General features: G+C 59.3%; 21 protein-coding genes. 14 read left to right on the top strand and 7 right to left on the bottom strand.

All coding sequences use genetic code 11. The features are described 5' to 3' along the window. Positions 1-13: 13 nt before the first annotated feature. From BM254_RS13690 to BM254_RS13680, 3 genes are all read right to left on the bottom strand, one after another. Entirely contained in the window at positions 14-667 is a 654-nt protein-coding gene (locus BM254_RS13690; RefSeq protein WP_092004765.1) for a class I SAM-dependent methyltransferase, read from the bottom strand. Positions 668-898: 231 nt separating this feature from the next. Then, complete coding sequence (locus BM254_RS13685) at positions 899-3073, bottom strand: EAL domain-containing protein (protein WP_092004762.1); 2175 nt, start codon at positions 3071-3073, stop codon at positions 899-901. Then, the gene (locus BM254_RS13680; protein WP_092004760.1) at positions 3070-5076 is read right to left on the bottom strand and encodes an HDOD domain-containing protein; all 2007 of its coding nucleotides are present in this window, start codon (positions 5074-5076) and stop codon (positions 3070-3072) included. Before BM254_RS13680 ends, BM254_RS13685 begins: the two co-directional genes overlap by 4 nt. Positions 5077-5283: 207 nt before the next feature. Between BM254_RS13680 and BM254_RS13675 the strand changes: the two genes are divergently transcribed. The 4 genes from BM254_RS13675 to BM254_RS13660 all read left to right on the top strand — a co-directional run bounded on the left by BM254_RS13675 (position 5284) and on the right by BM254_RS13660 (position 11327). Continuing rightward, on the top strand, positions 5284-6597 hold the full coding sequence (locus BM254_RS13675) for a MinD/ParA family ATP-binding protein (RefSeq protein WP_092004757.1): 1314 nt from the start codon (positions 5284-5286) through the stop codon (positions 6595-6597). 232 nt (positions 6598-6829) lie between these two features. Then, positions 6830-8371: a fatty acyl-CoA reductase gene (locus tag BM254_RS13670; RefSeq protein WP_092004754.1), complete on the top strand. Its 1542-nt coding sequence runs from the start codon at positions 6830-6832 to the stop codon at positions 8369-8371. A gap of 301 nt (positions 8372-8672) precedes the next feature. Beyond that, entirely contained in the window at positions 8673-10622 is a 1950-nt protein-coding gene (gene acs, locus BM254_RS13665) for an acetate--CoA ligase (protein WP_092004751.1), read from the top strand. A 39-nt stretch (positions 10623-10661) separates the two neighbouring features. After that, positions 10662-11327 (top strand): LuxR C-terminal-related transcriptional regulator, encoded by a 666-nt coding sequence (locus BM254_RS13660; protein ID WP_092004748.1) that lies wholly within the window; start codon positions 10662-10664, stop codon positions 11325-11327. Positions 11328-11437: 110 nt separating this feature from the next. Here BM254_RS13660 and BM254_RS13655 read toward each other — a convergent pair whose 3' ends face one another. Further along, on the bottom strand, positions 11438-12421 hold the full coding sequence (locus BM254_RS13655; RefSeq protein WP_092004745.1) for a D-2-hydroxyacid dehydrogenase: 984 nt from the start codon (positions 12419-12421) through the stop codon (positions 11438-11440). A gap of 386 nt (positions 12422-12807) precedes the next feature. Here BM254_RS13655 and BM254_RS13650 point away from each other — a divergent pair, with 386 nt between their 5' ends. The 3 genes from BM254_RS13650 to BM254_RS13640 all read left to right on the top strand — a co-directional run bounded on the left by BM254_RS13650 (position 12808) and on the right by BM254_RS13640 (position 14900). Further along, complete coding sequence (locus BM254_RS13650) at positions 12808-14034, top strand: pyridoxal phosphate-dependent aminotransferase (RefSeq protein ID WP_092004742.1); 1227 nt, start codon at positions 12808-12810, stop codon at positions 14032-14034. 9 nt (positions 14035-14043) lie between these two features. Further along, positions 14044-14235 carry a CPXCG motif-containing cysteine-rich protein gene (locus BM254_RS13645; protein WP_092004739.1) on the top strand — a complete coding sequence of 64 codons (192 nt, stop codon included), beginning with the start codon at positions 14044-14046 and terminating at the stop codon, positions 14233-14235. A gap of 92 nt (positions 14236-14327) precedes the next feature. Next, complete coding sequence (locus BM254_RS13640; RefSeq protein WP_092004736.1) at positions 14328-14900, top strand: YceB family lipoprotein; 573 nt, start codon at positions 14328-14330, stop codon at positions 14898-14900. A 193-nt stretch (positions 14901-15093) separates the two neighbouring features. Here BM254_RS13640 and BM254_RS13635 read toward each other — a convergent pair whose 3' ends face one another. Together BM254_RS13635 and BM254_RS13630 are read right to left on the bottom strand one after the other, a co-directional pair. Next, a complete protein-coding gene (locus BM254_RS13635; RefSeq protein ID WP_092004733.1) occupies positions 15094-16353 on the bottom strand; it encodes an aspartate aminotransferase family protein in 1260 nt (419 codons plus the stop codon). 44 nt (positions 16354-16397) lie between these two features. Beyond that, entirely contained in the window at positions 16398-17552 is a 1155-nt protein-coding gene (locus BM254_RS13630) for an isocitrate/isopropylmalate dehydrogenase family protein (protein ID WP_092004729.1), read from the bottom strand. A 193-nt stretch (positions 17553-17745) separates the two neighbouring features. Between BM254_RS13630 and BM254_RS13625 the strand changes: the two genes are divergently transcribed. Beyond that, positions 17746-18510, top strand: coding sequence for an EAL domain-containing protein (locus BM254_RS13625; RefSeq protein ID WP_175497274.1), 765 nt, complete (start codon positions 17746-17748; stop codon positions 18508-18510). Positions 18511-18544: 34 nt separating this feature from the next. Next, positions 18545-18901: a hypothetical protein gene (locus BM254_RS13620; protein ID WP_175497273.1), complete on the top strand. Its 357-nt coding sequence runs from the start codon at positions 18545-18547 to the stop codon at positions 18899-18901. Between the two features lie 107 nt (positions 18902-19008). Here the strand turns inward: BM254_RS13620 and BM254_RS13615 are convergent, their stop codons facing one another. After that, positions 19009-19902, bottom strand: coding sequence for a LysR family transcriptional regulator (locus BM254_RS13615; RefSeq protein ID WP_092004726.1), 894 nt, complete (start codon positions 19900-19902; stop codon positions 19009-19011). 140 nt (positions 19903-20042) lie between these two features. Here BM254_RS13615 and BM254_RS13610 point away from each other — a divergent pair, with 140 nt between their 5' ends. From BM254_RS13610 to BM254_RS13590, 5 genes are all read left to right on the top strand, one after another. Further along, positions 20043-21254, top strand: coding sequence for an acyl-CoA dehydrogenase family protein (locus tag BM254_RS13610; RefSeq protein ID WP_092004724.1), 1212 nt, complete (start codon positions 20043-20045; stop codon positions 21252-21254). A gap of 394 nt (positions 21255-21648) precedes the next feature. Further along, positions 21649-22470: an SDR family oxidoreductase gene (locus BM254_RS13605; protein WP_092004721.1), complete on the top strand. Its 822-nt coding sequence runs from the start codon at positions 21649-21651 to the stop codon at positions 22468-22470. Positions 22471-22500: 30 nt separating this feature from the next. Continuing rightward, positions 22501-23565: a phosphotransferase family protein gene (locus BM254_RS13600; protein ID WP_092004718.1), complete on the top strand. Its 1065-nt coding sequence runs from the start codon at positions 22501-22503 to the stop codon at positions 23563-23565. Next, positions 23565-24254 carry a histidine phosphatase family protein gene (locus BM254_RS13595; RefSeq protein WP_092004715.1) on the top strand — a complete coding sequence of 230 codons (690 nt, stop codon included), beginning with the start codon at positions 23565-23567 and terminating at the stop codon, positions 24252-24254. The genes BM254_RS13600 and BM254_RS13595 overlap by 1 nt, the downstream gene beginning before the upstream one ends. A gap of 17 nt (positions 24255-24271) precedes the next feature. Continuing rightward, on the top strand, positions 24272-25042 hold the full coding sequence (locus BM254_RS13590) for an SDR family oxidoreductase (protein WP_092004712.1): 771 nt from the start codon (positions 24272-24274) through the stop codon (positions 25040-25042). The last annotated feature ends 411 nt before the right edge of the window (positions 25043-25453 follow it).

Raw genomic sequence — 25453 nt, 5'->3', positions numbered from 1 at the left:
CAATGTCTTGGAGTCAGGCCTGTTTGCGCCCGAGGATGGACCAGTAACAGTCCATGTTCAGGAGCTTGAAGTGCTTCTTGTCGGTGACCTCGAGGCCGAGCCGCTGCATGTGTTCCGGGTAGTTGTAGATCTTGTGGAAGGCGTTGTTGGCAAACAGCCAGAACACGAACACGGCCATATACCAGTAGAGCTTTTTGAACAGGCGGGACAACAGGTTGCCGGTGGGGTAACAGAAGTCGCCGACCACTACCCGGGCGTCTGCCTTGCCGAGGCGAATCAGATGCTCCAGAACCTTCACCATCATGTCCTCGTCGAACACGTTGAGGAAGAAGTTGGCGACGACCATGTCGTACTGCTCGAACTCCTCGACCTTCATGATGTCACTGTGAATCCGGCGGATACTCAGGTGCGGTGCCTCTTCCTGCTGGGCTTCGGCAAACTTGCGCAGCATGGTTTCGGACAGGTCGACCACGGTAACGTCGGCGCCAAGCTCGGCGGCACGGATGGCGTCCCGGCCATGGCCGACACCGGCGAACAGGATGCGGTCACCCGGACGGACGGTTTCCACATCCAGCATGGCGGTCTTGCAGCGATGGATGTTCTTGCCGCTGTAGAGGTTGCTCAGGAAATCGTAGACGGGGCCAATGTACTTATACTTGTCGCGCATGATCACAGTTGCCTGTACCTGTTCGGGGGATGCTGAAACGTTATTGTCTTTGTTGACCCTGATTTCGTAACAGGGAGTTCCGTTTCAGCGCCTTGAGCTTCGAGAGTAGAGAACAGGTGGGGGGAATTATGTGCAGTACTGCGCATTTCCGGATACACAAAGTAACGCAACGCAACACTTTGCAAACCCGGTCAAGAATTTTGCTAGGAGTGTCAGACAATCAGTTTGATGTCAGAAGGAGACGGCTTTGACCGTCCTCTCTTCCAGGGCCTTGAAAACCTCCCCGGCTGGTCGTGCGGGCCCGTAGAAGAAACCCTGAACCTGGTGGCAGCCCAGGTTGCGCAAATACGAAAGCTGCTCGTCCGTTTCCACGCCTTCGGCGACGATTTCCAGCTTCAGGCCATGGGCCATGGCAACGATCGCGTTGACGATACAGGCTCCCTCCTCGCCGCTGCGAATGGCACGGACAAAGGACTGATCGACCTTTAGGGTATGGATGGGCAGCCGGTGCAGGTAGTTGAGGGACGAATAGCCCGTGCCAAAATCATCGATGGCGATGCGCACACCAACCGTCGCCAGTTCCCGCAACTTGTGACTGATCTGGTCCAGATCGCTCATGATCACGTTTTCGGTGATCTCGATCTCCAGATTGTCGGGTGGGAAGTGCTGTTTGGTCATCCGCCTGACAAGATTGTCCACGAAGCGGGGATGCTCCACCTGGGTCGGGGAGAGGTTCACCGCCAGGCGCAGGTCCGGATGGCCGTTCCGGATCCAGTCACCGACATCCCGGAAGGCCCGGTCCATGACCCATTCGCTGAGCTGGACGATGAGCTTGGTCTCCTCGGCCAGGGCCAGGAAATCCCCGGGATACAGGAGGCCGCGTTCCGGGTGCTGCCATCGCACCAGTGCTTCCAGACCGACGATACGGTTGCTCCTGGAACAGACCTGAGGCTGGTAGAACACCCGGAGTTCATCCCGCTCCAGGGCCAGGCGAAGATCCCGCTCCAGGTTCAGCCGGTTGGCGGTATCCACGCTCATGGTCTGGGAGTAGAACCGGTAACCATCCTTGCCACGCCCTTTAACGTGGTACATGGCAATATCGGCGTTCTGGATCAGCTGATCCAGGTTCTCGCCGGCCTCGGGGTAAACCGCGATCCCGATACTGACGCCGACAAACACCTCGTGCTCGCCCAGCTGGAATGGAGCCTGAAGTGCCCGGATCAGCTTTCTGGCGATCTGCCGGGCGTCGTCATTGTCATGGATCGCCGGTAGTAGCAGGGTGAATTCATCCCCCCCGAAGCGGGACAGGGTGTCTCCTTTCCGCAGGCACTTCTCCAGCCGCTGGGTCACGGCCTGGAGCAGGCGGTCACCCATGGCATGGCCGAGGGTGTCGTTGATGATCTTGAAGCGATCAAGGTCCAGGAACATTACTGCCAGCTTTTCCTTACCCCGTCGGGCCTGGGCGATCGCCAGTTCCAGGCGGTCCTTGAACAGGGCGCGGTTGGGCAGGCGCGTCAGCAGGTCGTGATAGGCCTGGAAATTGATGAACGCCTCGGCCTCCTTGCGCTCTGTTACATCCCGGGCCGTGCCATAGTAACGGGCGGATTTCGGGGTTGCGCCGATCTGGCTGTCACCGGTGTGTGGCCAGGTCTGGGGATCGATCGGAAAGGCCGTGATCTCAAAATGACGGGTTGCCTGCTGGCTGCCGCGGGTTTTGAGCCGAACTTCCAGAGTGCGCGGGTTATCTGCGGTGATGTTGGCCCCTTTCAGGGCGTAGGTTCCCTTGGACACGTCCCGGTCGTCGAGAATTTGCCGGAAGTGCTGGCCGCAGAGCTCCTCCGGTTGGTAGCCAAGCAGGGACTCGACCTTGCTGTTGATGAAGCAGATAAAACCTTCCTCATCGAGCATGAACACGATGTCCGGCGAGGTGTTGACGATATAGCGATGAAGGGCTTCGGATTTTTCCAGCCGCACCTGGATATGTTCGTGTGCCCGCATGAGGGATTGCTTGTTGATGACACTCTCGACGGTTGCCAGCAATTCCTCGGGGTCGAAGGGTTTGCGGATGTAATCGAGTGCGCCCCGGCGCAGCGCGCGGCTGACCGCCGCAAACGAACTTTCGCCGCTGACGACAATGGTGCCGCAGTCCGGTTGCTTGCGGGACAGTTCCGCCATGACCTCGAAACCGTCCACGCCGGGCATTCGAAGGTCCAGCAGTGCCAGGTCAAACGACTGTTGATCAATCAGTTCACAGGCTCGCTCGCCCCCTTCGGCTTCGGTTACCTCGTAGCCCTGGCTGCGCAGCAGGGAGGCAAGCGAGCTCAGAAGCCGCGGCTCATCGTCCACTACCAGGAGCCTGGCCGGGAACCCCTGGCTCGGGGTTTGATCAGCGTGTTCAGGTTTCATTGGTCGGTACCCGTCGGTTTGTCATCAGGCGTTTTCTTTTTATGGAGCGTTGCCGGGAGCAGGATGCGGAAAGTGGTTCCGCCCGACCCCGTCCGGCAAGCGATGATGCCGTCCATGTCATCAACGAGTTGTTTCACAATGCTCAGGCCAAGACCGCTGTGGCCGTCTCCCTTTGTGGTTTTCACCGGCGCGAACAGTTTGTCCCGGACTGCTTCCGGGATGCCCGTACCGGTATCGGATATCTCAAGCTCTACCCAGGTTCTCTGGTTTTGCCAGACCGGGGCCGAGGTTCTCAAGGTGACCGTGCCACCGCTCTCCGGCAGTGCCTCTGAGGCGTTGCGCAACAGGTTGATAATGACCTGGCGCAGAGCCGAGGCGGGACCGCTTACCAGGGCGGGATTGTCGGTCAGATCCAGCCTGAGCCGGCGTTTGCCGTCATCGAACAGGCTGTCTTCGACAATGCGGCTGAGGCTGTCGAGCTCGTCATTGAGCGAGATGCCGCCGGCGTGTTCCGGCCCCGTCCCCTTCTGGCCCATCTGTTGCAGAAGGTCGCCCGCCCGGTCCAGTTCCTCGCGGATGATGTCCAGCTCCTGGTGCACATCAGGATCATCGAGCCGGTTTCGTAACTGGTATATGTATTGACGGATGATGGTCAGCGGATTATTGACCTCGTGAACCTGTTTGCGGAGCTGCTGGCGGTCCAGCTCCTGCTGGAGGTTTTCGGCGGAATCGGTGATCTGCCCGGTGGCTTGGCGGTTGGCAACGATCTGGCCGAGGCGATGACTGAAAAGACTTGCCAGCTCCAGAGTGCTGTCCTGCCTGGTTTCATCGGAGCCCAGTGCAAAAACGCCGGCGCATCCGCTGCCGGCGTTGACCGGTATGGCTATCATTGAGGGCGTTCGAAGCAGGGACAGCAACTGGCGGTCAAGTACCGTGCGGTTGCGACCGGTGAGCTTGACCGGGTTGCCGGTATTGAAGGCCTCGGTCAGGGCACTGCCGCCCGGATTCGGTGAAATCGTGAGCTCGGGAGCGTCGGTTCCTGTCCCCGCGATTAATGCGAGGAATTTGTCCCTGGGTGCAAAACCAAGGACGGAAGACCCGGTGATCAGGCCCAGGCTGTTCGCGGCCTCGGCAATCAGGCTGTCCGTGGTTTGTCCCGGTTCGGCGAAGTCCAGGGCCTGGTTGACGATGGCCTGCTGGAGGATTACCTCTTGCAGTTCCCGGGTTGCCCGCTCGCCGTCATAGTTGTCATCCAGGGCAATCCCGAGGGAACTGGCGATGCCGGTCACTTCGTGGGCGATGCGCCGGTTGATCTCCCGGGTCAGCTCTTCGCTGAGACCGAAAACGGTGTCGGCAGCGGCAATGCCTGCCGCATCGGACAGGGCGAGCCGGGTGGCCAGGCTGATCAGTTTGACCAGGTGGCCGGCGTCCCTCGACTCCTCCGGCGCGGCCTGTTGATAGCGCATGGCGTCCGCGGCCATTGGTCCCAGCCCCCAGGCGCTGACCAGGTCAGCCGCGACCTCGGACTGGTTGTTCAGATAATGCTGGCGGGCATCCGGAGTGGTGGCTTTAATGGCAACCAGTTCGCCGATGTTATGGAGCACGCCGAGCATGAAGGCTTCTTCGGGGTAGGGATAGCCGGTGAGCGTGGCCAGGGCCCGGGCGGTCAGCGCGGTGGTCAGGGAGTGGCGCCAGAAATCCCGGATTTGCCGCCAGTCATCGTTGCCAAGCCCGAATTGCAGCTGGTTCAGCGCTGCGGTCAGCACAAGGCTCCGCAACCGTTGCGGGCCAAGGCAAATCAGGGCCTGCTCGATGGATCGAATGCGGCCTTCATGGGATTCTGTGGTCAGGTTGGCGAGGGAGAGAACGCGGCCAACGAGTCCGGTATCGGCAGAGATGATGCCACTGATGGTCTGGAAACTGGCGTCGTCATGACAAGCCTCGAGCGCCCGCAGCGTTACCTCCGGGAGACTCGGTAGCTGTAGATCTGGCGCTAGTTCCATAGGCATGCCTTGCCGAACCCTGATCAGACGTCGTTTCCTGACGCCGGTTTCATTCTTGTTATCCGGAAATCCTAAACAATCGTTTCCGGTTATTAAACGCTCGTTGTTGTTTTAATGAGCAATATATTATCTCATCTGTGATATGTGTAGACTTTTTACAGGTTAGTTTGTTATTCGCTGTTTTCCCAGGGATGAGAACACATTCAGATGGCCCTTCAACCGGATACCGACAAACACAATTTGAACCACCCTCACACGGTTGCCATTGCCGGAGGTGTGGGCGGGGTAGGAAAGACCTCCGTGGCGCTGAACCTGGGCCTGACCCTGGCGAGGCAGGGTAAACGGGTGTTGTTGCTGGACGGTGACAGCGGGCCCTCCAGTGTCACAGCACGGCTGGGACTGGAGGCAGGCAGAGATCTTTCCGGGGTGCTTGAAGCACAATATGCTCTGGAAGAGGCCCTGCTGACCGCGGACTATGATCTCGATATCCTGCCCGGAGCGGCTGGCTTGCACCGGTGCCCGGACATGGATCAGCGTGATGCCATGACAGCGCTGGCGGCACTGGATGAGCTGGAACGCGGTTATCACTATGTGATTCTGGATACCGGCAGCGGCACCGATCTTCCGGGTTTGCACATGGTGGCCAGCGCGGCACTGGCCTGTATGGTGGTTACACCGGATCCCGATTCCCTGAAACAGGTGTTTTCTCTGGTCCGGAATCTTAGAAAACGTGGTTACCGGCGGGTGCCCAGCGTAGTGGTCAACATGGCATCCGGAGCCAGTCAGGCACAGTCGATTTTCCAGCGGCTGGATGGTGCCGTCGGGCGTCATCTGGGGGATTCCCTGCATTATCTCGGCGCGCTCTGGCGTGACGAAACTCTGCGCCAGTCCGTGACGACCGGAGTCCCGGTGGCGACTTTGCCGGTATCCGATCCTTCCTGCCGCCAGTTTCACACCCTCGCCGATATGCTCGACGTCCGCCTTTCCCGCCTGCCACCGGAAAAATCGGGAGTGGCGGGTTACTGGCAGTCGGTTCTTCGACGCCGGCACAAAACGGAACTGCACCACCAGGAAGAGAGTGTCGGGCGACCCGGGAGCGAGGAAGAACGTCTCTCGGCCGCCATGGATGAGCTGGACTCGGTACTCGGTGAGCGTATCGACCCCATGCTGCGTTATGAGGCATTCAACCGTTTTTTTGCACTGCTGGGGCGCAACCTGGATGCCGATAGCATCGAGTTTATCCAGACCGGTCTGGCGGCCATGCCCTGGGAAAAAATGCCGCCCGCGGACCGGCAGCACATGGCCACTCACTTATGGCATCTGGCAGACCAGATTGCGCCCCCAGAGAGTGACAACCCCAAACCAGCCGCTGTGCCTTCGGCAGCCCCCGAACCCCTGTTTGACCGCATCAGCCTGGGAGAACAGGAGCGCCTGGTGCGGGCTCTGAGGGAGCAGCCGGCGGACGTTTCCATTGATCAGCTGCTTCGCGCCCTCGCCAGTCACGGTGGTGGCCGCTCCTGAGATGTGTCTCCGGTATGCCTGTTTTCTTGTCATTTTATTTATGTTTTATGTGTCGTAATTTTGCGGTTTGTCACCGTGTTGTCACGGGGATTGTGCAAACATTGATCGCAAAGAAAGGTATGGTGGCCCGTAATATGCAGCCCATCCGGTGAAAGGTTGGATGTGATCCGGGGCCACCGCCCCGGCAGGTATCGATCCGGCTAACCAGCTCAGTCAGAGAAGGAGTTCGTCCATGGCAACACAGCAAATCACCCCCGAAGCATCTTCATCGAAGGTACTCGATGCACTTCGCGGAAAGCAGGTTCTGGTTACCGGTACCACCGGTTTTCTGGGTAAGGTTGTCCTGGAGAAGCTGATCCGGACAGTGCCGGATATCGGCGGCATACACCTGCTCATTCGGGGAAATAAACGCCACCCGGATGCCCGGAGCCGGTTCCTGAACGAAATTGCCACCTCGTCCGTGTTCGAGCGCCTGCGAGCGGAGGATTCCGAGGGTTTCGAAGCCTTTGTCGAGGACAAGATCCATTGTGTCACCGGTGAAGTGACCGAGCCCCGCTTCGGCCTGCCCCCCAGGGATTTCAACGCCCTGGCCTCCGGCCTGGATGCGGTGATCAACTCTGCCGCGAGCGTGAATTTCCGCGAGGAGCTCGACAAGGCCCTGGCGATCAACACCCTGTGTCTGGACAACATCGCCGGACTGGCACTCAGCAACCCGGAGCTGGCAGTAATTCAGGTCTCCACCTGTTACGTGAACGGAATGAATGCAGGGCAGGTGACCGAGTCCATCATCAAGCCTGCCGGTGAAGCGATCCCCCGAAGTGAAAGCGGTTGTTTCGAAATCGACGAGCTGGTCAACCTGCTCGAAGACAAGATTGCGGACGTGCGTTCACGCTATTCCGGCAAGTTGCTGGAAAAGAAACTGGTGGAGCTGGGTATCCGGGAAGCCAACCGTTACGGCTGGAGTGACACTTACACCTTCACCAAATGGTTGGGCGAGCAGCGGCTGATGAAGGCGCTGGCGGGCCGCTCGTTGACCATTGTTCGCCCGTCCATCATCGAGAGCGCACTGGAAGAGCCGGCGCCGGGCTGGATTGAAGGGGTGAAGGTGGCGGATGCCATCATCCTGGCCTACGCCCGCGAGAAGGTGACCCTGTTCCCGGGCAAGCGTTCCGGTGTCATCGATGTCATTCCGGTGGATCTTGTCGCCAATGCCATCATCCTGGGGCTGGCCGAGGCGTTGTCCGAGCAAGCAGCTCACCGCATCTACCAATGCTGCAGCGGCAGTTCCAACCCGATCTCCCTGGGCGAGTTTATCGACCATCTGATGGCGGAATCCAAGAGCAACCATGCCGAGTACGACCAACTGTTCTATCGCCAGCCCAGCAAGCCTTTCGTGGCGGTGAATCGCAAGCTGTTCGACACCGTGGTTGGCGGGGTCCGCGTCCCGTTGAAGCTGACCGATCGGGTGCTCAAGCTGCTGGGCCACACCCGGGAACTGAAAATGCTCCGGAACCTGGATGCCACCCGTTCGCTGGCGACCATCTTCGGCTTCTACACGGCTCCGGATTATATTTTCCGGAACGATGAACTGATGGCTCTGTCAGCGCGGACGGGTAGTCTGGATCAGGCGCTGTTCCCGGTGGATGCCCGTCAGATTGACTGGTCGATGTACCTGCGCAAGATCCACCTCGCCGGCCTCAACCGTTATGCGCTCAAGGAACGAAAACTGTACAGCCTGCGCGCGTCCCGTGATCGTAAAAAGAAAGCGGCCTGACCCGATCGGGCATCCGGGTCTGGTCGCAATGACCGGATCCGGCCATTTTTACTGGCGATTTTCCCGTCTCGGACTATCCTCAAGATAGCTTCTCAGTTTGTGTTTTTTCCAGCCATTTCTTGCAGTTTGACGTCAGTTTTGGACTAAAAGTGCAGGCACATTAGGACGTTAGTCTAATTCATTGTGTGGTGGCACACATGTTGAACTACGACTATCCGTCTTCTGGGCCGGAGAGGCCCGATCGCTCTGTTTTTAAAAAAACCGACAATGACAACAGACTCTAACTCAAAGGGGGAGCACAATGACTGATAAACAGCTATATCCGGTAAGCCCGGAAGTGGCCGAACGGGCCCTGGTAACCCGGGAGCAGTACGACGAAATGTATCGTCAGTCAGTCGAAGACCCGGATACCTTCTGGGGCGAACACGGTAAGCGGATTGACTGGATCAAGCCTTACACCAAGGTCAAGCACACCTCTTACGACTACAACAACCTTTCCATCAAGTGGTTTGAGGACGGTGTCCTGAACGCCTCCGCCAACTGCCTGGACCGTCACCTGGCGGATCGCGGTGACCAGACTGCGATCATTTTCGAGGGTGACGATCCCTCCGAGTCCCGCAACGTCACCTACCGTGAGCTGTACGAAGAGACCTGCAAGTTCGCCAACGTCCTGAAAGATCAGGGCGTCAAGAAAGGCGATGTGGTTACCATCTACATGCCGATGATCGTGGAAACCGCGGTTGCCATGCTGGCTTGTGCCCGTATCGGTGCGATCCACTCCGTGGTCTTCGGTGGTTTCTCTCCGGAAGCACTGGCGGCACGGATTGTGAACGGCAAGTCCCGCTTCGTCGTTACCGCTGACGAAGGCCTGCGTGGCGGCCGTGCGATTCCCCTGAAGAAGAACGTGGATTCCGCACTCAAGCATGAAGAAAGCGCCAACGTTGACAAGGTGATTGTTGTCACCCGCACTGGCAACAAGGAAGTACCCTGGACCGAGGGCCGTGACCTGCGTTACGAAGACCTGATGAAGTCCGCCTCCGCCGAGTGCGAGCCCGAGCCGATGAACGCGGAAGACCCGCTGTTCATGCTGTACACCTCCGGCTCTACCGGTGCTCCGAAGGGCGTTCTGCACACCACCGGTGGTTACATGGTTTACACCTCCATGACCCACGAGTATGTGTTCGACTACCACGACGGTGATGTCTACTGGTGTACCGCCGACTTCGGTTGGGTGACCGGCCACAGCTACATCCTGTACGGCCCGCTGGCCAACGGTGCCATCACCCTGCTGTTCGAGGGTGTGCCCAACTACCCGGACAGCTCCCGTATGGGTCAGGTGGTCGACAAGCACAAGGTCAACATCCTGTATACTGCGCCGACCGCCATCCGTGCACTGATGGCCCAGGGCGAGTCCTGCATGGACGGCACCACCCGCGAAAGCCTGAAACTGCTGGGTTCTGTGGGCGAGCCGATCAATCCGGAAGCCTGGGAGTGGTACCACCGCGTTATCGGCAACAGCAAGTGCCCGATCGTGGACACCTGGTGGCAGACCGAGACCGGCGGCATCCTGATTTCTCCGCTGCCCGGTGCGGTGGACCTGAAGCCGGGTTCCGCAACCCTGCCGTTCTTCGGTGTCCAGCCGGCGCTGGTGGATAACGAAGGCAACATCCTGGAAGGCAAGACCGAGGGTAACCTGGTTATCCTGGACAGCTGGCCTGGCCAGATGCGTACCATCTACGGTGACCATGAGCGTTTCGTGCAGACTTACTTCAGCACGTACAAGGGCATGTACTTCACCGGTGACGGTGCCCGTCGTGATGAGGACGGTTACTACTGGATCACCGGCCGTGTGGACGACGTACTGAACGTGTCCGGTCACCGCCTGGGTACCGCCGAAGTCGAAAGCGCACTGGTTGCCCACGACAAGGTGGCGGAAGCTGCCGTGGTTGGCTATCCGCACGACATCAAGGGTCAGGGCATCTATGTCTATGTCACCCTGGTGCAGGGCGAGGAGCCCAGCGAAGAGCTGAAGAAAGAACTGGTCCAGTGGGTACGTAAGGAGATCGGTCCGATCGCTTCTCCGGATGTGATCCAGTGGGCGCCTGGACTGCCGAAGACTCGTTCTGGCAAGATTATGCGTCGGATTTTGCGTAAGATTGCCGCTAACGAGCATGATCAGCTGGGCGATACCTCTACTCTGGCAGACCCGGGTGTAGTGGACGAGCTGATCAGCAGCCGCGCGTTCAAGTAACGCCGGCTGTCAGCCAATAACCTGTGAGGAATCTGTTGAATGACACAAACAATTATCGTCGCTGATGATCACCCGCTGTTCCGAGCAGCATTGAAGCAGGCGGTCAGTCAGGCGGTGCCGGATGCCAAGACGGTTGAAGTCGACAGCATCAAGTCACTGCAGGCGGCGGTAGAGTCGCACCCGGACGCGGATCTGGTTCTGCTGGACCTGAACATGCCCGGTGCCCACGGCTTCTCCGGGCTCGTGTTCATGCGCGGGCAGTATCCGGGTTTGCCGGTGGTGGTTGTGTCAGGATCGGAGGAACTGCAGGTAATGCGCCGTTCGATCGACTACGGGGCGTCCGGCTTCATTCCGAAGTCGGCGCCGCTGCCGACCATTACCGAGGCGATTCAGGCAGTCCTGGAAGGGGATGTCTGGCTGCCGGAGGGTGTGGCAGAAAGGATCGAGCGGATGCAGTCCGAATCGACAGATTTCTCCGAGCGTCTGGCGTCCCTGACGCCGCAGCAGTTCCGGGTGCTGGGTATGCTGGCCGAGGGCCTTCTGAACAAACAGATCGCCTATGATCTGGATGTTTCGGAGGCCACCATCAAGGCCCATATCACGGCGGTATTCCGGAAGCTGGGGGTTCGTAACCGGACCCAGGCAGTGATCGCAATCCAGCAGATGGAGATCGATCCCTCGGACCAGTCGCTTTCCGGTGGCTGATTGAAGTTGGAGTCAGATGAAAACTTTCATCTGACTCCGGGTTGGACCTGAAAAACGGGAGCCTTTGGGTTCCCGTTTTTGTTGGTGGGGCTGTAATCCCGGGGCTGCGGTTATTTGCTGCCGGCGTAACCGAGTCTCTTGTCAACCAGGTTGAACAGGTCACGGCCCTTGTGCCACAGATCGAAGTTCTCCAGGAACTGGTCGGTCAGGGCCCGCTTCCAGCCGATGAAATCGCCGGCCATGTGGGCGGTCATGATGACGTTTTCCATGTCCCAGAGCGGGTGGCCCTTGGGCAGCGGCTCTTCCTCGAAGACATCCAGGGCGGCGCCGGCGATTTCGCCATCTTCCAGGGCAACGATCAGATCATCGGTTTTCACGATGGGGCCGCGGCCGATGTTGATGAGCCTGGCGCTGTTGCGCATCGCCTTGAACGCCTTGTGGTCGAACAGGCCTTCGGTCTGGGGGGTCAGGGGCGCAGCAATGACCACAAAATCATAGTGGGGCAGCTGGTTGAACAGGTCATCGTTGCCGTGCACCGCCACGAAATCCGGATCGTCGTGGCGCGGGGTGCGGGCGATGCCATGGGGCTGGAGCCCCGCTGCGCGGACCAGCCGGCCGATCTGGCGACCAATGGAGCCGGCACCAACCACCAGCACCTGTTTGCCCTCGGCCCGCTCGGTGTCCCGGTGTTTCCACTCGTGCCGGTGCTGGAGGCGAATGGAATTCGGGAAGTCCTTGGCGAACATCAGGATGGTGCAAAGCACATACTCGGCAATGGTCCGATCGAAGATGCCCCGGGCGTTGGTGACGACCACGTCGCTTTCGATCAGGCCCGGGAACATGAGGGCATCGACGCCGGCACTGGTGGCGTGAATCCACTGGAGTTTGTCGGCGCAGGGCCAGGCGGCTTCAAGGGCCTCGGTCCTGAAATCGGTCACCATCATCACATCGGTACCGGGCAGGGTATCTCTCAGCGTCTGTTCATCACAGGCAAACCGGACTTCGGCCCGGGCTTTTAGCGCATCCATGCCCGGTGGCTGCTGCTCGCCAGGGGCTGTCAAAACGGTTACAACCGGTTTGCTTTGCTGAGTCATTGGGCCTCCGCCTCGTTATCGGTGAACAATGAAATTGCTGCGGTGGGTTGGGTGTACCGCTTCCTACAGTCTGGTTTGACGATGGAGCCCGGTCAACCTGGGGAGGTCATCAATAAGATGGGGGCAGATGAATAAGATGGGGTCAGATGAAAGTTTTCATCAGACCCCGGGTATCGGATCAGGGGTCTGAAGAAAGCCTTCTTCTGACCCCGGGATTCCTTACCCGGAGTCAGTCGCCAAGAAGGGGTCAGACGAAGGCGTTCATCTGCCCCCGGGGCGGTATTTTTACTTATCTCATCTTTGTTGGTTTTTGTCTTGTACCGCCTGTTTTTACTGACTAACCTGCAGAGGTAGGTCTTTTTCCGTCCCGTCCCGAGGAGGTATTTATGGCAGAAGCTCCCAACCGCGAAACCGGCCAGGCCAAGCCGCGCAAGATCAAGTATCGTAAGGCGAAGGCCAGTTGGAACCCTGCCATGCAGGCGATTCCGGTATCCGGTATTCGTCGTCTGGTGAATATGGCCTCGAGCATGAAGGACGTGATCCACCTGTCCATCGGCCAGCCGGATCTGCCAACGCCCAAGCACATCATTGATGCCTACGTTGACGCCCTCAATGCGGGCCAGACCGGCTATACCATGGATGCGGGCCTGCCGGAGCTGTTGGTGGCACTGCGAGACTATTACGGTCGCCGTTACAACCGGAAGCTCACCCGGGACAACATCCTGATTACCAGCGGCGCCACCGAGGCCATGTACCTGGCGTTGTCCGCCACCTCGGCACCGGGCCGCCAGTTCATCGTCACCGACCCGTCTTTCCTGCTGTACGCCCCGCTGATTCGCATGAACGGTGGCGAGGTCAAGTACGTGCCCACCCGGGCCGAGAACAACCACCAGCTGGATCCGGATGATGTCATCCGGGCCATGGGTTCGCGGACTTTTGCGCTGGTTCTGAACAATCCGAACAACCCGACCGGGGCGGTGTATCCGCGCAGCACCGTGGAGACCATCCTGGAGGAGTGCGCCTACCGGGGCATCCAGGTTTATGCCGACGAAGTCTACGATCACCTGATCTTCGATGACGACGATTTTGCCAGTGTCCTCAACTGTTCCATGGACCTGGACAACATCATGTGCATCAGCAGTTTCTCCAAGACCTACAGCATGGCAGGCCTGCGGGTTGGCTGGGTGATTTCCAGCCAGGCGGCGATCAAGTCGCTGCGCCGGTACCACATGTTCACCACCTCGGTGGCCAATACCCCGGCCCAGTTCGCCGGTGTGGCGGCCCTGACCGGCGACCAGCAGTGTGTACGGGACATGGTGGACATCTACCGGGAACGGCGGGACAAGGTGGTGGAACTGATTGATCAGACGCCCTACATGACCGGGTATAAACCAGGGGGCGCATTCTTTGCCTTCCCGGACCTGCCACCCCATGTGGACGGCTCGGATCTGGCGCTGCGCATGCTCAAGGAAACCGGGGTCTGCGTGGTGCCGGGGGATGCCTTCGGGGAGGAGTGCACCAATGCCCTGCGCATCAGTTTCTCCACTACCTGCGAACGGCTCGAAGAGGCCTTTGACCGGATCATCCCCTGGATGGCCAAGCAGCAACTGTAAGGAGCCTGTGTGTCTGCCCTGGAGTCTGTGCTCATCCAATGCCCCTACTGCTGGGAGACGCTGGACATCAGCGTCGACCCGTCAGTGGCGGAGCAGGAGTACGTAGAGGACTGCCAGGTTTGCTGCCAGCCGATCCTGCTGCATGTGACCATCGACGAAAACCTCACGCCGCACGTTGAAGCCCGGGCCGAAAATGAGTAAGTCCGGGTTATCCTGACCAATCTGTAACATCCCGCAGTTGCCCGATTCCGCCCCGTGGCGCAGGATAAGACCATCTTTCGGAGGAACCATTGATGAAAACATTACCCAACCGCGCCCTGTGGGCCGTCCTGGCCGTTGTAGCGCTGCTCTCCAGTGGCTGTGCCAGCATTTCCCCCTACTCTATTTCAGAGGGGGAGCTGGAAAGCCACCTGAAAGACGTGGTGGCGGAGTACGACCGCAAGCAACTGCAGAGTGGCTCCCCGCTCAGCCTGAGCCTGAATGACGCTGACATTACCCTGGGCCCGGACGGACGGGATGTTGCGGTGATTGACGTGCGCGGTCAGGTAGCCCTGAATGCCCTGATGGCAAAGCTGCCCGTGGACATCGCCCTGAAAGTGGAAGGCGCGCCTTACTATGACAGCCAGGAAAAGGCCGTCTATATCCGGCGCCTGCAACTGCTGGAAAGTAGTATCGACTCCCCCTTCTTCAAGGGTGATCTGGCGCCGGTGACCGATACCGTCATGCGCGTGGTAGCCCAGATGCTGGAAACCATGCCGGTGTACCGCCTGGATGAGGCCGACTTTGCCCAGCGGATGTTCGGGATGGTGCCGATGGATGTGAGGGTGGCGCCCGGCCGCCTGGAATTCGTGATGGACAACGAATGAAAGTGGGGGCACTACCATGGGGTCAGATGAAAGCCTTCATCTGACCCCGTTCTGGGTCTATCTACAAAGTTGAAAAAGGGGTCAGAAGAAAGCGTTCTTCTGACCCCGGGTTCACGCTCAAGCTTCGGATATAAAAATGGGGTCAGATGAAAGCTTTCATCTGACCCCGTCGTCTTGAGTCTGACTTCAAATTTCAGGCAGTCGCCTTCAACGCCTCCTCGAAAATCCCCGTCGCCTCGTCGATCTGCTGCTGGTTCACAATCAGCGGCGGCAGCCAGCGGACGATCTCGTGATAGGGCCCGCACCGCAGCATCAGCAGTCCGCGCTTCTCGCATTCCTTGAGCAGGTTGCCGGCCCGCTCGCCATCCGGGCAGTCGCCTCGACGCATTTCCACGCCCACCATCAGGCCCTTGCCGCGGATGTCCGCCATCTCGGGGTAGTCCTTCTTCAGGGCATGCAGGTTGTCCCAGAGGCGCTGACCCATCTTCGCCGCGTTCTCGACCAGGCCTTCCTCCTTGATCACATCAATGGTGGCGATCGCCGCAGCCGCGGACACGGCATTGCCGCCGTAAGTGCCCCCCTGGGACCCGGGCCAGCCCTTGGCCATGGTTTCCTCGGAGGCTGCCAAGGCCGAGATCGGGAAGCCGCTGGCCAGGCCCTTGGCAATCATGATCGCATCCGGCGTGACACCAAAATGTTCATGGGCCCAGAACTTGCCGCTGCGGCCGAAGCCGGCCTGGACCTCATCAAACACCAGCATGATGCCATGCTTGTCGCAGCGTTCCCGCAGGCCCTGCATGAAGCGGGCATTGGCGGGCACGTAGCCGCCTTCCCCCTGAACCGGCTCGATGAGCATGGCGGCGGTTTCCTTCGGGGCGGAGTAGGTCACAAAGATCCGGTCCAGCTCCTTCAGGCAGAAATCCGTGGCCTCCTCGACACTCCAGCCGTAATGGAAGGCGTGGGGGAAGGGGGCAACCACCACGCCACCCATCATCGGGCTCACGCCCGCCCGCAGGCCGACACTGGAGGTGGTCAGGGACAGCGACCCCATGGTCCGACCATGGAAGCCACCGTGGAACACAATGATGTTCGGGCGACCCGTGACTTGGCGCACCAGCCGGATGGCACCCTCGGCCACTTCCGTCCCGGCATTTGAGAAAAAGAAGGCATTCAGGGGATCCGGCGTCAGTTCACCGAGCTTCTCGGCCAGCTCCGGCAGCCTGGGGTTCATCACCGTGGTGGCCTGGGCATGGATCATGGTCGCCACCTGTTTCTGGGCGGCCTCCACAACCTTCGGGTGGCAGTGACCGGTACTGGTTACCCCGATCCCTGAGGTGAAATCCAGGTAGCGCTTGCCCTCCGGATCAATAATATAGGCGCCTTCGCCCTTGGCGGCGGTGATGCCGGTAGCCTGCTTGAGCAGGGGGGATAACTTGCCTTTGTGCTCGGTCACATTGCACCTCCAGAAGTGGGTGGAATACCTCTTTTGCAGACTAGTCAGGCCTCCAGACGTTTACAAATGGCCTGGCCTATTTCGTGGGTGCCGCGTTGAGTCCCGGCATTTTCGGCCAGATCGGCGGCGACGGCATCGAACAGTTCCTTGCCGGCTGCGGCCAGGGTCGGATCCTTTCGGCCCAGCCATTCCAGCATACGGGCCGTGGTGAACAGCATGGCAGTCGGATCCGCCAGGCCCTGTCCGGCGATGTCCGGAGCGCTGCCGTGGGTCGGCTCGAACATGGACGGCATGTTGCTGTCGGTGGGATTCAGGTTGCAGGACGGCGCCACCCCCATACCCCCGGACAGGACGGCGGCCAGGTCGGTGAGGATGTCGCCCTGGAGGTTGCTGGCAACGACGACATCGAATGCCCAGGGGGCCTGGACAAACTTCATGCAGGCGGCGTCCACCAGTTCGTGATGGGTGGCAACATCCGGGTATTCCTTGCTGATCGCCTCGAAGGCTTCGGTGTACATATCCCCCCAGTAACGCAAGGCGTTGCGCTTGGTTACCAGGCATACCTGGCTCTCGCAGGTCTTTCCGTCCAGGGTCCGGAAGCTGCGGGTACGGCCATCCCGGACCCGCTCTTCCGCCCGTCTCCGGGCCTGCTCGAAGCCGTAACGGATGATCCGGTCGGTGGCCTTGCGGGTGAACACCTCCATCTGGGTGGCCACTTCATCCGGCGTGCCCTGCCGTAGCCGGCCCCCCTGGCTGACATACTCGCCTTCGCTGTTCTCACGAATCACGAGCATGTCGATATTCTTGGCCCGCTCGTCAGCCAGGTACTGCCGAGCGCCATCGAGCAGGCGGGCAGGGCGTTCACATACCCACTGATCGAAGCCCTTGCGCATATCCAGAAGCGGGGCCAGGGAAATGCTGTCCGGCAGCAGGTAACGGTCAGGATCATCCATCGGACCCGGATCACCCAGGGCGCCGAGCAGGATGGCGTCGTACTGTTTCAGTTGCTCCAGTGCATCCGAAGGCCATGATTCTCCGTTCTCCTCATGCCAGGCATGAGATGGCCAGGGGAAACGGGTCCACTCCAGCGCCAGGCCATGCTTGGCGCGCAGGATTTCAAGGCAACGTACTGCCTCCGCTACCACTTCCGGACCAATGCCGTCGCCCGGTGTAACGGCAATACGTGTAGATTGGACCATTCTGGAGACTCCTTTTCATAAAAGACGCGTATAAGTACAAAAGTCAGTGTAGTCACCCGTTCCGGGGATGCCACCGGTTGTCCCCGGCGATTGCGTACGTGGTTTTACCAACAGAAAGCCAACAACTACAGTTTGGAGAAGTATGTTCAACAGACATGCGGCCGTCGCCTGTACTGAGAAACCAGGAGTAGATGTGGAGCGACCTGAAGTTCTCTTTGACGCGTCCCATTGCGGTCAATGCGCCTGCGGAGAAGGTCTGGGCTTTTCGTTCAGCTTTGCCTTCCAGCCAATCGTGGATGTCGTCAACCGCTCGGTGTTCGCCCACGAAGCCCTGGTCCGGGGAACCGAAGGCCAGGGGGCGCACCATATACTTTCAAGGGTTAATGAGCAGAACCGGTATGCCTTCGACCAGGTCTGCCGGGTCAAGGCGGTCAAACTTGCCTCCCGTCTCGGCATGGACTCGATGCTCAGCATCAATTTCATGCCCAATGCGGTGTACCAGGCGGAATACTGTATCCGGACAACGCTGGCAGCGGCCAAGACCTACAACTTCGACACCAGCAAGATCATCTTCGAGCTGACCGAAAACGAAAACCTGTCCTCCGTCCAGCACCTGGTGTCGATTATCGAGGCCTACCAGGAGATGGGATTCAGTACCGCGATCGATGATTTCGGGGCTGGCTACTCCCGCTACAATATTATGATGGCGAGCCCGCCGGACCTGCTGAAACTGGATATGGGGCTGGTCCGCAATATCAATGCCGAACCCAACAAGCAGGCGGTTATCGCGGGTATCATTGCCATGATGGAGCGCCTGGGTGGTCGAATCATCGCCGAAGGGGTGGAAACCAAGGAAGAGTATTTCTGGCTGCGTTCCCAGGGCATCACCCTGTTTCAGGGGTTCCTGTTCGCCAAACCGGGTTTTGAGTGCCTGCCGGAACCCGAGTATCCTGCCTGAGCCAAGCTTTCACCGAACCTGAAAGGACACGAAATTGCTCTATCGCATCATCACCATCATCGGCGCACTGGTCTTTGTCGCCGCCCTGTTCGGGCTCATCTGGTTCTTCTGCAAAAAGTTCCTGGAGCACCACGGCGTGACCGACCAGGTTTCCGACCGCGCCACTGTCCTGGCCACCTGGACCTTTGCCGGTATCAGCGTCGGCCTGGTATTTGCCGTGGCCGGCGCATTCGTGCTTGGCCCCTGGGCCTTTTATCGCACCCTGCGTGGCCATGGCGTAAATATCTCCGATGCGGCGGCCGTCTGGTGGGGACTGGGGATTGTGGTGGCGTCTCTGGGGATTACCGCTGCCGGCTTTTTCGGGTTCCTGGCGGCGGTGGGGGCTTACTGAGTTTCTGAAAAAGGGGTCAGATGAAGGCTTTCATCAGACCCCGCTTACCCTCAAACTCCGGGGTCAGAAGAAAGCCTTCTTCTGACCCCTCCTTTATTCACCCCACCTTAACTGACGCTCCGAAGCTGCTCCCTCAACCACACCAACGCCGGTTCCTTCTCATAAGCCTTGTGCCAATACAGATGCACATCCAGAGAGGGTAGATCAGCCGGTGGATCCATGAGAACGAGGGACGAGTTCTCCGCAATAATGCGGGCATAGGTTTCCGGCATGGTGAGCAGCAGGTCGGTGCCTTCGACTACTCGGCAGGCGGCGAAGTAATGCTGACACCGCAGGCGTATGTTCCGGTGCACGCCCAGGCGTGAAAGCTCGAAATCCTCGATGCCCGGTCCCTCCGTGCGGGATGAAACGAGCACGTGCCGGGCGGATAGGTAGCCTTCCATGGTCAGTCTGTCGCCGGCAATGGGGTGGTCCTTGCGAGCGAGAACTACCAGTCTATCCCTGCGCATCAGTTCATGGCCGGTCTGACTGCTCACCGGCAAGAGGACATCCACCGCAAAATCCAGTTTGCCTGCGGCCAGCTGTGTTTCCATCTCGCGCCGGGCAATGCGGCGGGAAACGATCTCCAGCTCCGGGTAGGCATCGAGACGCTGCATCAACTGGGGGAGAAACGTGGATTCAAGTACGTCCCTCAATCCCAGGGAGTAGGTCTTGCGCTGGTTGGCCGGGTCGAAGGCATGGAACTGGTTCACCGCACTCTGGATCTGGGTGAGCCCCGGTCGCATCGATTCCAGGAACCGGCGGGCCAGGGGCGTGGGGATCATCTGGTTGCCCTGGCGGGTGAACAGCGGATCGTCGAAGTGATCCCGCAATCGGGACAGGGAATGACTCACCGCCGGCTGGGTAAGATGCAGGGCCTTGGCGGCCCGGGTCAGGCTACCTTCCCGGTAAATGGTGTCGAATACATGCAGCAGGTTCAGGTCCAGGCGATTCAGGGCCATGATCAAGATCCGTTTTTCTGAATAAGTCCGGATAATGATAAAGGATTAGAATAATTCAGTCGCCTAATACCTTGGTCCTGCCTAGACTGGGCTCAATAAGCGCTAAGAGCGCCGGATTTCAGAATCAGTGAGGACAGGCAATGGACTTCAACATCTCCGAAAAAGGCCAGGATTATCTCAACCGCGTGAAGCAGTTCATGAAGGATGAGATCTTTCCGATCGAAGAGCAGTACCACCGGGAATTGATGTCCCGGGAGAACCGCTGGGTGGTGTTACCGATCATCAAGGAGCTGAAGGAGAAGGCGAAGGCCCAGGGTCTGTGGAACATGTTCTTCCCGGACGAGAAATACGGCTGCGGCCTGCTCAACTCCGACTACGCCCTTATTGCCGAGGAAACCGGGCGGAGCTTCATCGCCCCGGAAATCTTCAACTGCAACGCGCCGGATACCGGCAACATGGAAGTGCTGATTCACTACGGCTCCGAGGAGCAGAAAGCTGAGTGGTTGCCCAGGTTGCTGAGTGGTGAGATCCGCTCCGCCTTCTGTATGACCGAGCCGGCAGTGGCGTCCTCCGATGCGACCAATATGGAAGCAACTGCCATCGTCGAGGGTGACGAGGTGGTGCTCAACGGCCGTAAGTGGTGGAGTACAGGCATTGGTCACCCGGACTGCAAGGTGGGTATCTTTATGGGCCTGACGGACCCTGATGCCCACAAGCATCGCCAGCATTCCATGGTACTGGTACCGCTGGATACTCCGGGGGTGAAGATCGAGCGTATGCTGCCAGTCTTCGGCGCCTACGATGAGCCCTACGGCCACGGTGAGGTGCTGTTCGATAATGTGCGCCTGCCCAAGAGTGCAATCATCGCCGGCCCGGGTCGCGGTTTTGAAATTGCCCAGGGCCGTCTGGGGCCGGGGCGCGTACACCATTGCATGCGGGCAATCGGTGCGGCGGAGCGAACGCTGGAATTGTTGATCAAGCGGGCTACCACCCGGGAAGCGTTCGGCCGGCCTATTGCCAAGCTGGGTGGTAACCCGGACATCATTGCCAATGCCCGTATGTCCATCGAGCAGGCCCGCCTTCTGACGCTGAAGTGTGCGTGGGCGCTGGATACCAAGGGCATCATGGGGGCGCTGCAGGAGGTTTCGATGATCAAGGCGGTGGTGCCGCAGATGTTGCAGACCATTGTCGATCAGGCCATTCAGATTCATGGTGGTGCCGGTGTCAGTGATGATGACTTCCCGTTGACCCAGTTGTTTGCCTATGCTCGGGTATTGCGGTTGGCGGATGGGCCGGATGAGGTCCATCGGGCTATGGTGGCTCGGCTTGAGCTTCGGAAGTATAAGTCCTGAGCCGTGGGCTTCTAATTCAGGTGCCGGGGATCTGTAGGCCTCCAACTTGGGTGGATGGAGCAGGTGGGAGACGGTTTCTGAAACACGCTCCTTCGGCACGTCCATGTGACGCTTGAGCTCCGCCATCCATGGCTCCGCACAGTTTCAGAAACCGTCTCCCACCTGCTCCTTGAAACCTTGGGAGTGGGCGACTGGTTTAGAGGCCTTGATCAGCTGACTCGGAACTTCGGGAGCTGATGCCGGGTAGGCCTTTCCAAAACCTTGCGGAGCCATGGATGGCGGAGCAGAGCGTACAGGGACGTATTCACAGCGTGTTTTGGAAAGGCCTACCCGGTAGCAACTCTTGCACCGATAAAAAGAACATGAACTCCAAACGTGACGGAGAGAAATAGCAATGACGCAGCGAGTATTCATTACCGGAGGGGCCAGTGGTCTCGGCCGGGCGATTGCATTGAGGTATGCCAAAGAAGGCGCCAAAGTCTGCATAGGGGATATCAACCCGGAGCAGGGTGCGGCCGTCGAGCAGGAGATCAATAAGGATGGCGGCGAAGGCTACTTTGTCGAATGCGATGTGCGCCGGCTGACGGATTTCGAGAAGGTTCGGGATGACCTGGAGAAGAAGTGGGGCGGCGTGGATGTTGTCGTGAACAACGCTGGTGTGGCCTCCGCCGGGTCTATTGAAGACACCACCATGGCGGACTGGGAGTGGATCCTGGATATCAACGTTCTGGGCGTCGTTCGAGGCTGCAAGGCGTTCACGCCGTTGTTCAAAAAGCAGGGCTCCGGGGCCTTTGTAAACGTGGCTTCCATGGCTGGGCTCATGCTGGCGCCGTTGATGGACAGTTACAATGTTTCCAAGGCCGGTGTGATTGCCCTGTCCGAGACTTTGAGCCAGGAACTTCGTGATGCCGGCATCCATGTCAGCTGTGTGTGCCCGGCGTTCTTCCAGACCAACCTGGCTAGCACCATGCGCTCGGATATTCCGGGCATCCAGCAGAACGTGAACAAGCTGATGAAGCGTTCCAGCATCACCGCCGAGGATGTGGCCGAGGACATTTTCCGCAGTGTGGAGGACAAGAGTTTCTGGGTGCTGCCTCATGCGAAAGAACGCCGGATGTGGGTGTTGAAGCGCCACGCGCCGTGGGCTTTTGACTGGCTGATGCATCAGGAGAGCAAGCGCTGGATGAACAAGATGGGCGGCAAGGCCAACGCCTGAGTGGCCGGAACAGACCACAGGAGAAAGTGAATGACACAGATCGACCAGGCGGTGGATATCCGTGAGGGTGAGGAACTGGATATCGGCGCCGTCGACCGGTTCATGAAACAGGCGATTCCGGGGCTGGAGGGCCAGCCCTCTATCAGGCAATACCCTGGGGGTGCCTCCAACCTGACCTATCAGGTGGATTACGGTGACCAGTCCTATGTGCTGCGCCGGCCACCGTTCGGGAAGATCGCCAAGTCCGCCCACGATATGCTCCGGGAAGCGCGGGTGATGCAGGCGCTGAAGCCGGTTTACCCGTACGTGCCGAATATCGTGGCCATCTGCGACGATCATGACGTTCTGGGTTGTGATTTCTACGTTATGGAACGCCTGAAGGGCATTATCCTTCGCCAGGATTTCCCGAAGGATTTCGAGCTGAGCGAGGCCGATACCCGCAAGCTGTGCCTGAACGTGATCGACAAGCTGGTGGACCTGCACCGGGTCGACGCCCAGGCGGCAGGTCTCGATAAGCTGGGCAAGGGCGCCGGTTATGTGCAGCGCCAGATTGGCGGCTGGAGTGACCGCTTCCGCAAGGCCCGGACTGACGATGTGGGAGATTTCGAGGCGGTGATGAACTGGCTGAATAACAAGATGCCGGAAGATATCGCCCAGGTGGTTATTCACAACGACTATCGTTTCGACAACGTGGTACTGAATCCGGACAACCCCTTCGAAGTCATCGGTGTGCTGGATTGGGAGATGGCCACCATCGGCGATCCGCTGATGGATCTGGGCAATAGCCTGGCCTACTGGATCGAGGCGGACGACGAGGGGCCGTTCCAGATGCTTCGGCGTCAGCCGACGCACCGGCCTGGCATGCTGACCCGCAAGGAAGTTGTCGACTACTACATGGAGAAGTCGGGTTTTCGTGCCGATAACTTCGACTTCTACGAAATCTACGGCCTGTTCCGGCTGGCGGTGATCATCCAGCAGATCTACTACCGCTTCTATCACGGCCAGACCAAGGACAAACGTTTCGCCGCCTTCGGCCACGCCGCCAATTACCTGGAGAAGCGTTGCCAGCGGCTGATCAGCGAGAGCACCCTGTAATGGCGACCATTTATCTGATCCGACACGGCCAGGCCAGCTTCGGCAAGGACAACTACGACCAGCTGTCGCCCAGGGGTTGGGAGCAGGGGCAGGTGCTTGGCCGCTGGCTGGCGGGAAAAGTCACCCCCAACGCGGTGTTCGGTGGCAACATGGAGCGCCACCGGGAGACCGTTGAGGCCATCGCATCCGGGTTCGGCCAGGCGCTTCCGGATATGCAGGCGGTTGAAGGGCTGAACGAATTCGACCATATGCAGGTGGTCGAGCGACTGAAGCCGGAATGGGCGGATCGTCAGGTCATGGCCCGCGATATGGCCGCCTTTCCCAAGCCTGCGCGGCTGTTCCAACAGGTGTTCGAGGAGGCCATGGCGCGCTGGATCAGCGGTGAGTATGACCATGAATACGCCGAGAGCTGGGGTGCGTTTCAGGAACGGGTCATTGGCGCGCTGGATGAGCTGATCGGCTATGCCGATGGTGGGGATGTGCTGGTGTCCACTTCTGGCGGCCCGATTGCTGTCATTGCCCAGCACTTGCTGGCGCTCTCCGATGAGAAGGCGCTGGCGGTGAACAATGTCATCGCCAATACCAGTGTCTCCCGCATTCTCTATTCCGGCCCGCGCCGCAGCCTGGCCGTCTTTAACAACTACAGCCACCTGGAGGCGGAAGACCCCGCCCTGGTGACATTCCGATAACGCATTAGGGGAAATCCATGAGTACCAAGAACCTGTTCGATCTGTCCGGCAAGGTGGCCCTGGTCACCGGCGCCAGCCGTGGTATTGGCGAAAGCGTGGCCCGGACCCTCGCTCATTACGGAGCCCACGTCATCGTCAGCAGCCGCAAGATCGAAGGCTGCGAGAAAGTGGCCAGCAGCATCCGTGATGAGGGTGGTAGCGCCGAGGCGGTGGCCTGCCACATCGGGGAAATGGACCAGATCGAAGCCATCTGGGAGCATATCGACAAGGCACACGGCAAGCTGGACATCCTGGTCAACAACGCCGCCGCCAACCCGTACTTTGGTCCGGTGGAAGACACCGATCTCGGCGCCTTCCAGAAAACCGTGGATGTGAACATTCGCGGCTACTTCTTCATGTGCGCCCGCGGTGCCCAGATGATGAAGAAGCACGGTGGCGGCGCGATCGTCAACGTGGCGTCCGTCAACGGTGTGAACCCTGGCCATTTCCAGGGTATCTATTCGGTTACCAAGGCGGCCGTTATTTCCATGACCAAGTCCTTCGCCATGGAACTGGGCCAGCAGAACATCCGCGTCAATGCACTGCTGCCGGGCCTGACCGACACCAAGTTTGCCAGCGCCCTGACCACCAACGAGGCCATCAAGAAGCAGGCCATGGCGCATATTCCGATGAAGCGGGTGGCGGATCCGGATGAGATGGCGGGGACGGTGCTGTATCTGGTGTCCGGGGCGTCGAGTTATACCACCGGGGCTTGTATTAATGCCGATGGGGGTTACCTGACGATTTGATGCGGGGGGCAGTCGGGGTCTGATGAACTTGTTCATCTGACCCCTTGTTCAGGTTTCACCCCGAGTCTGGGCCATGAAAATGGGGTCACCCATTAGCCAGCCGTAGTCAACAGGCAATACCAATCCACCACAACCGCCGGTTGTGGTGGCTCCTCCCTTCCAATACGCACCCGTTGTTCTCAGTGGTGGTTGCGGACTGATCCGCACCAGACACCCATCAGGATCAAGACCGCTGGTCGCGAACAGCGAGGCGGCCCCTGGCCGAAGCCCCAGAAAACCGTCGGTGCCTGATCGTGTCCAAGTGGATACAGATGTCGTGGTTTGCCAACGTGTGGCACCAGTCTCTTGATGGTTCACGACCAGGGCGCATCAGTGCACCTTTGGTGCTTGGGAGAATGGGCGGGGACTCAT

This window comes from Marinobacter pelagius, from assembly GCF_900114925.1.
Classification (GTDB): domain Bacteria; phylum Pseudomonadota; class Gammaproteobacteria; order Pseudomonadales; family Oleiphilaceae; genus Marinobacter; species Marinobacter pelagius.
Note: the sequence above shows the minus strand (reverse complement) of the source record. Positions and strands in the feature narration are given on the sequence as shown.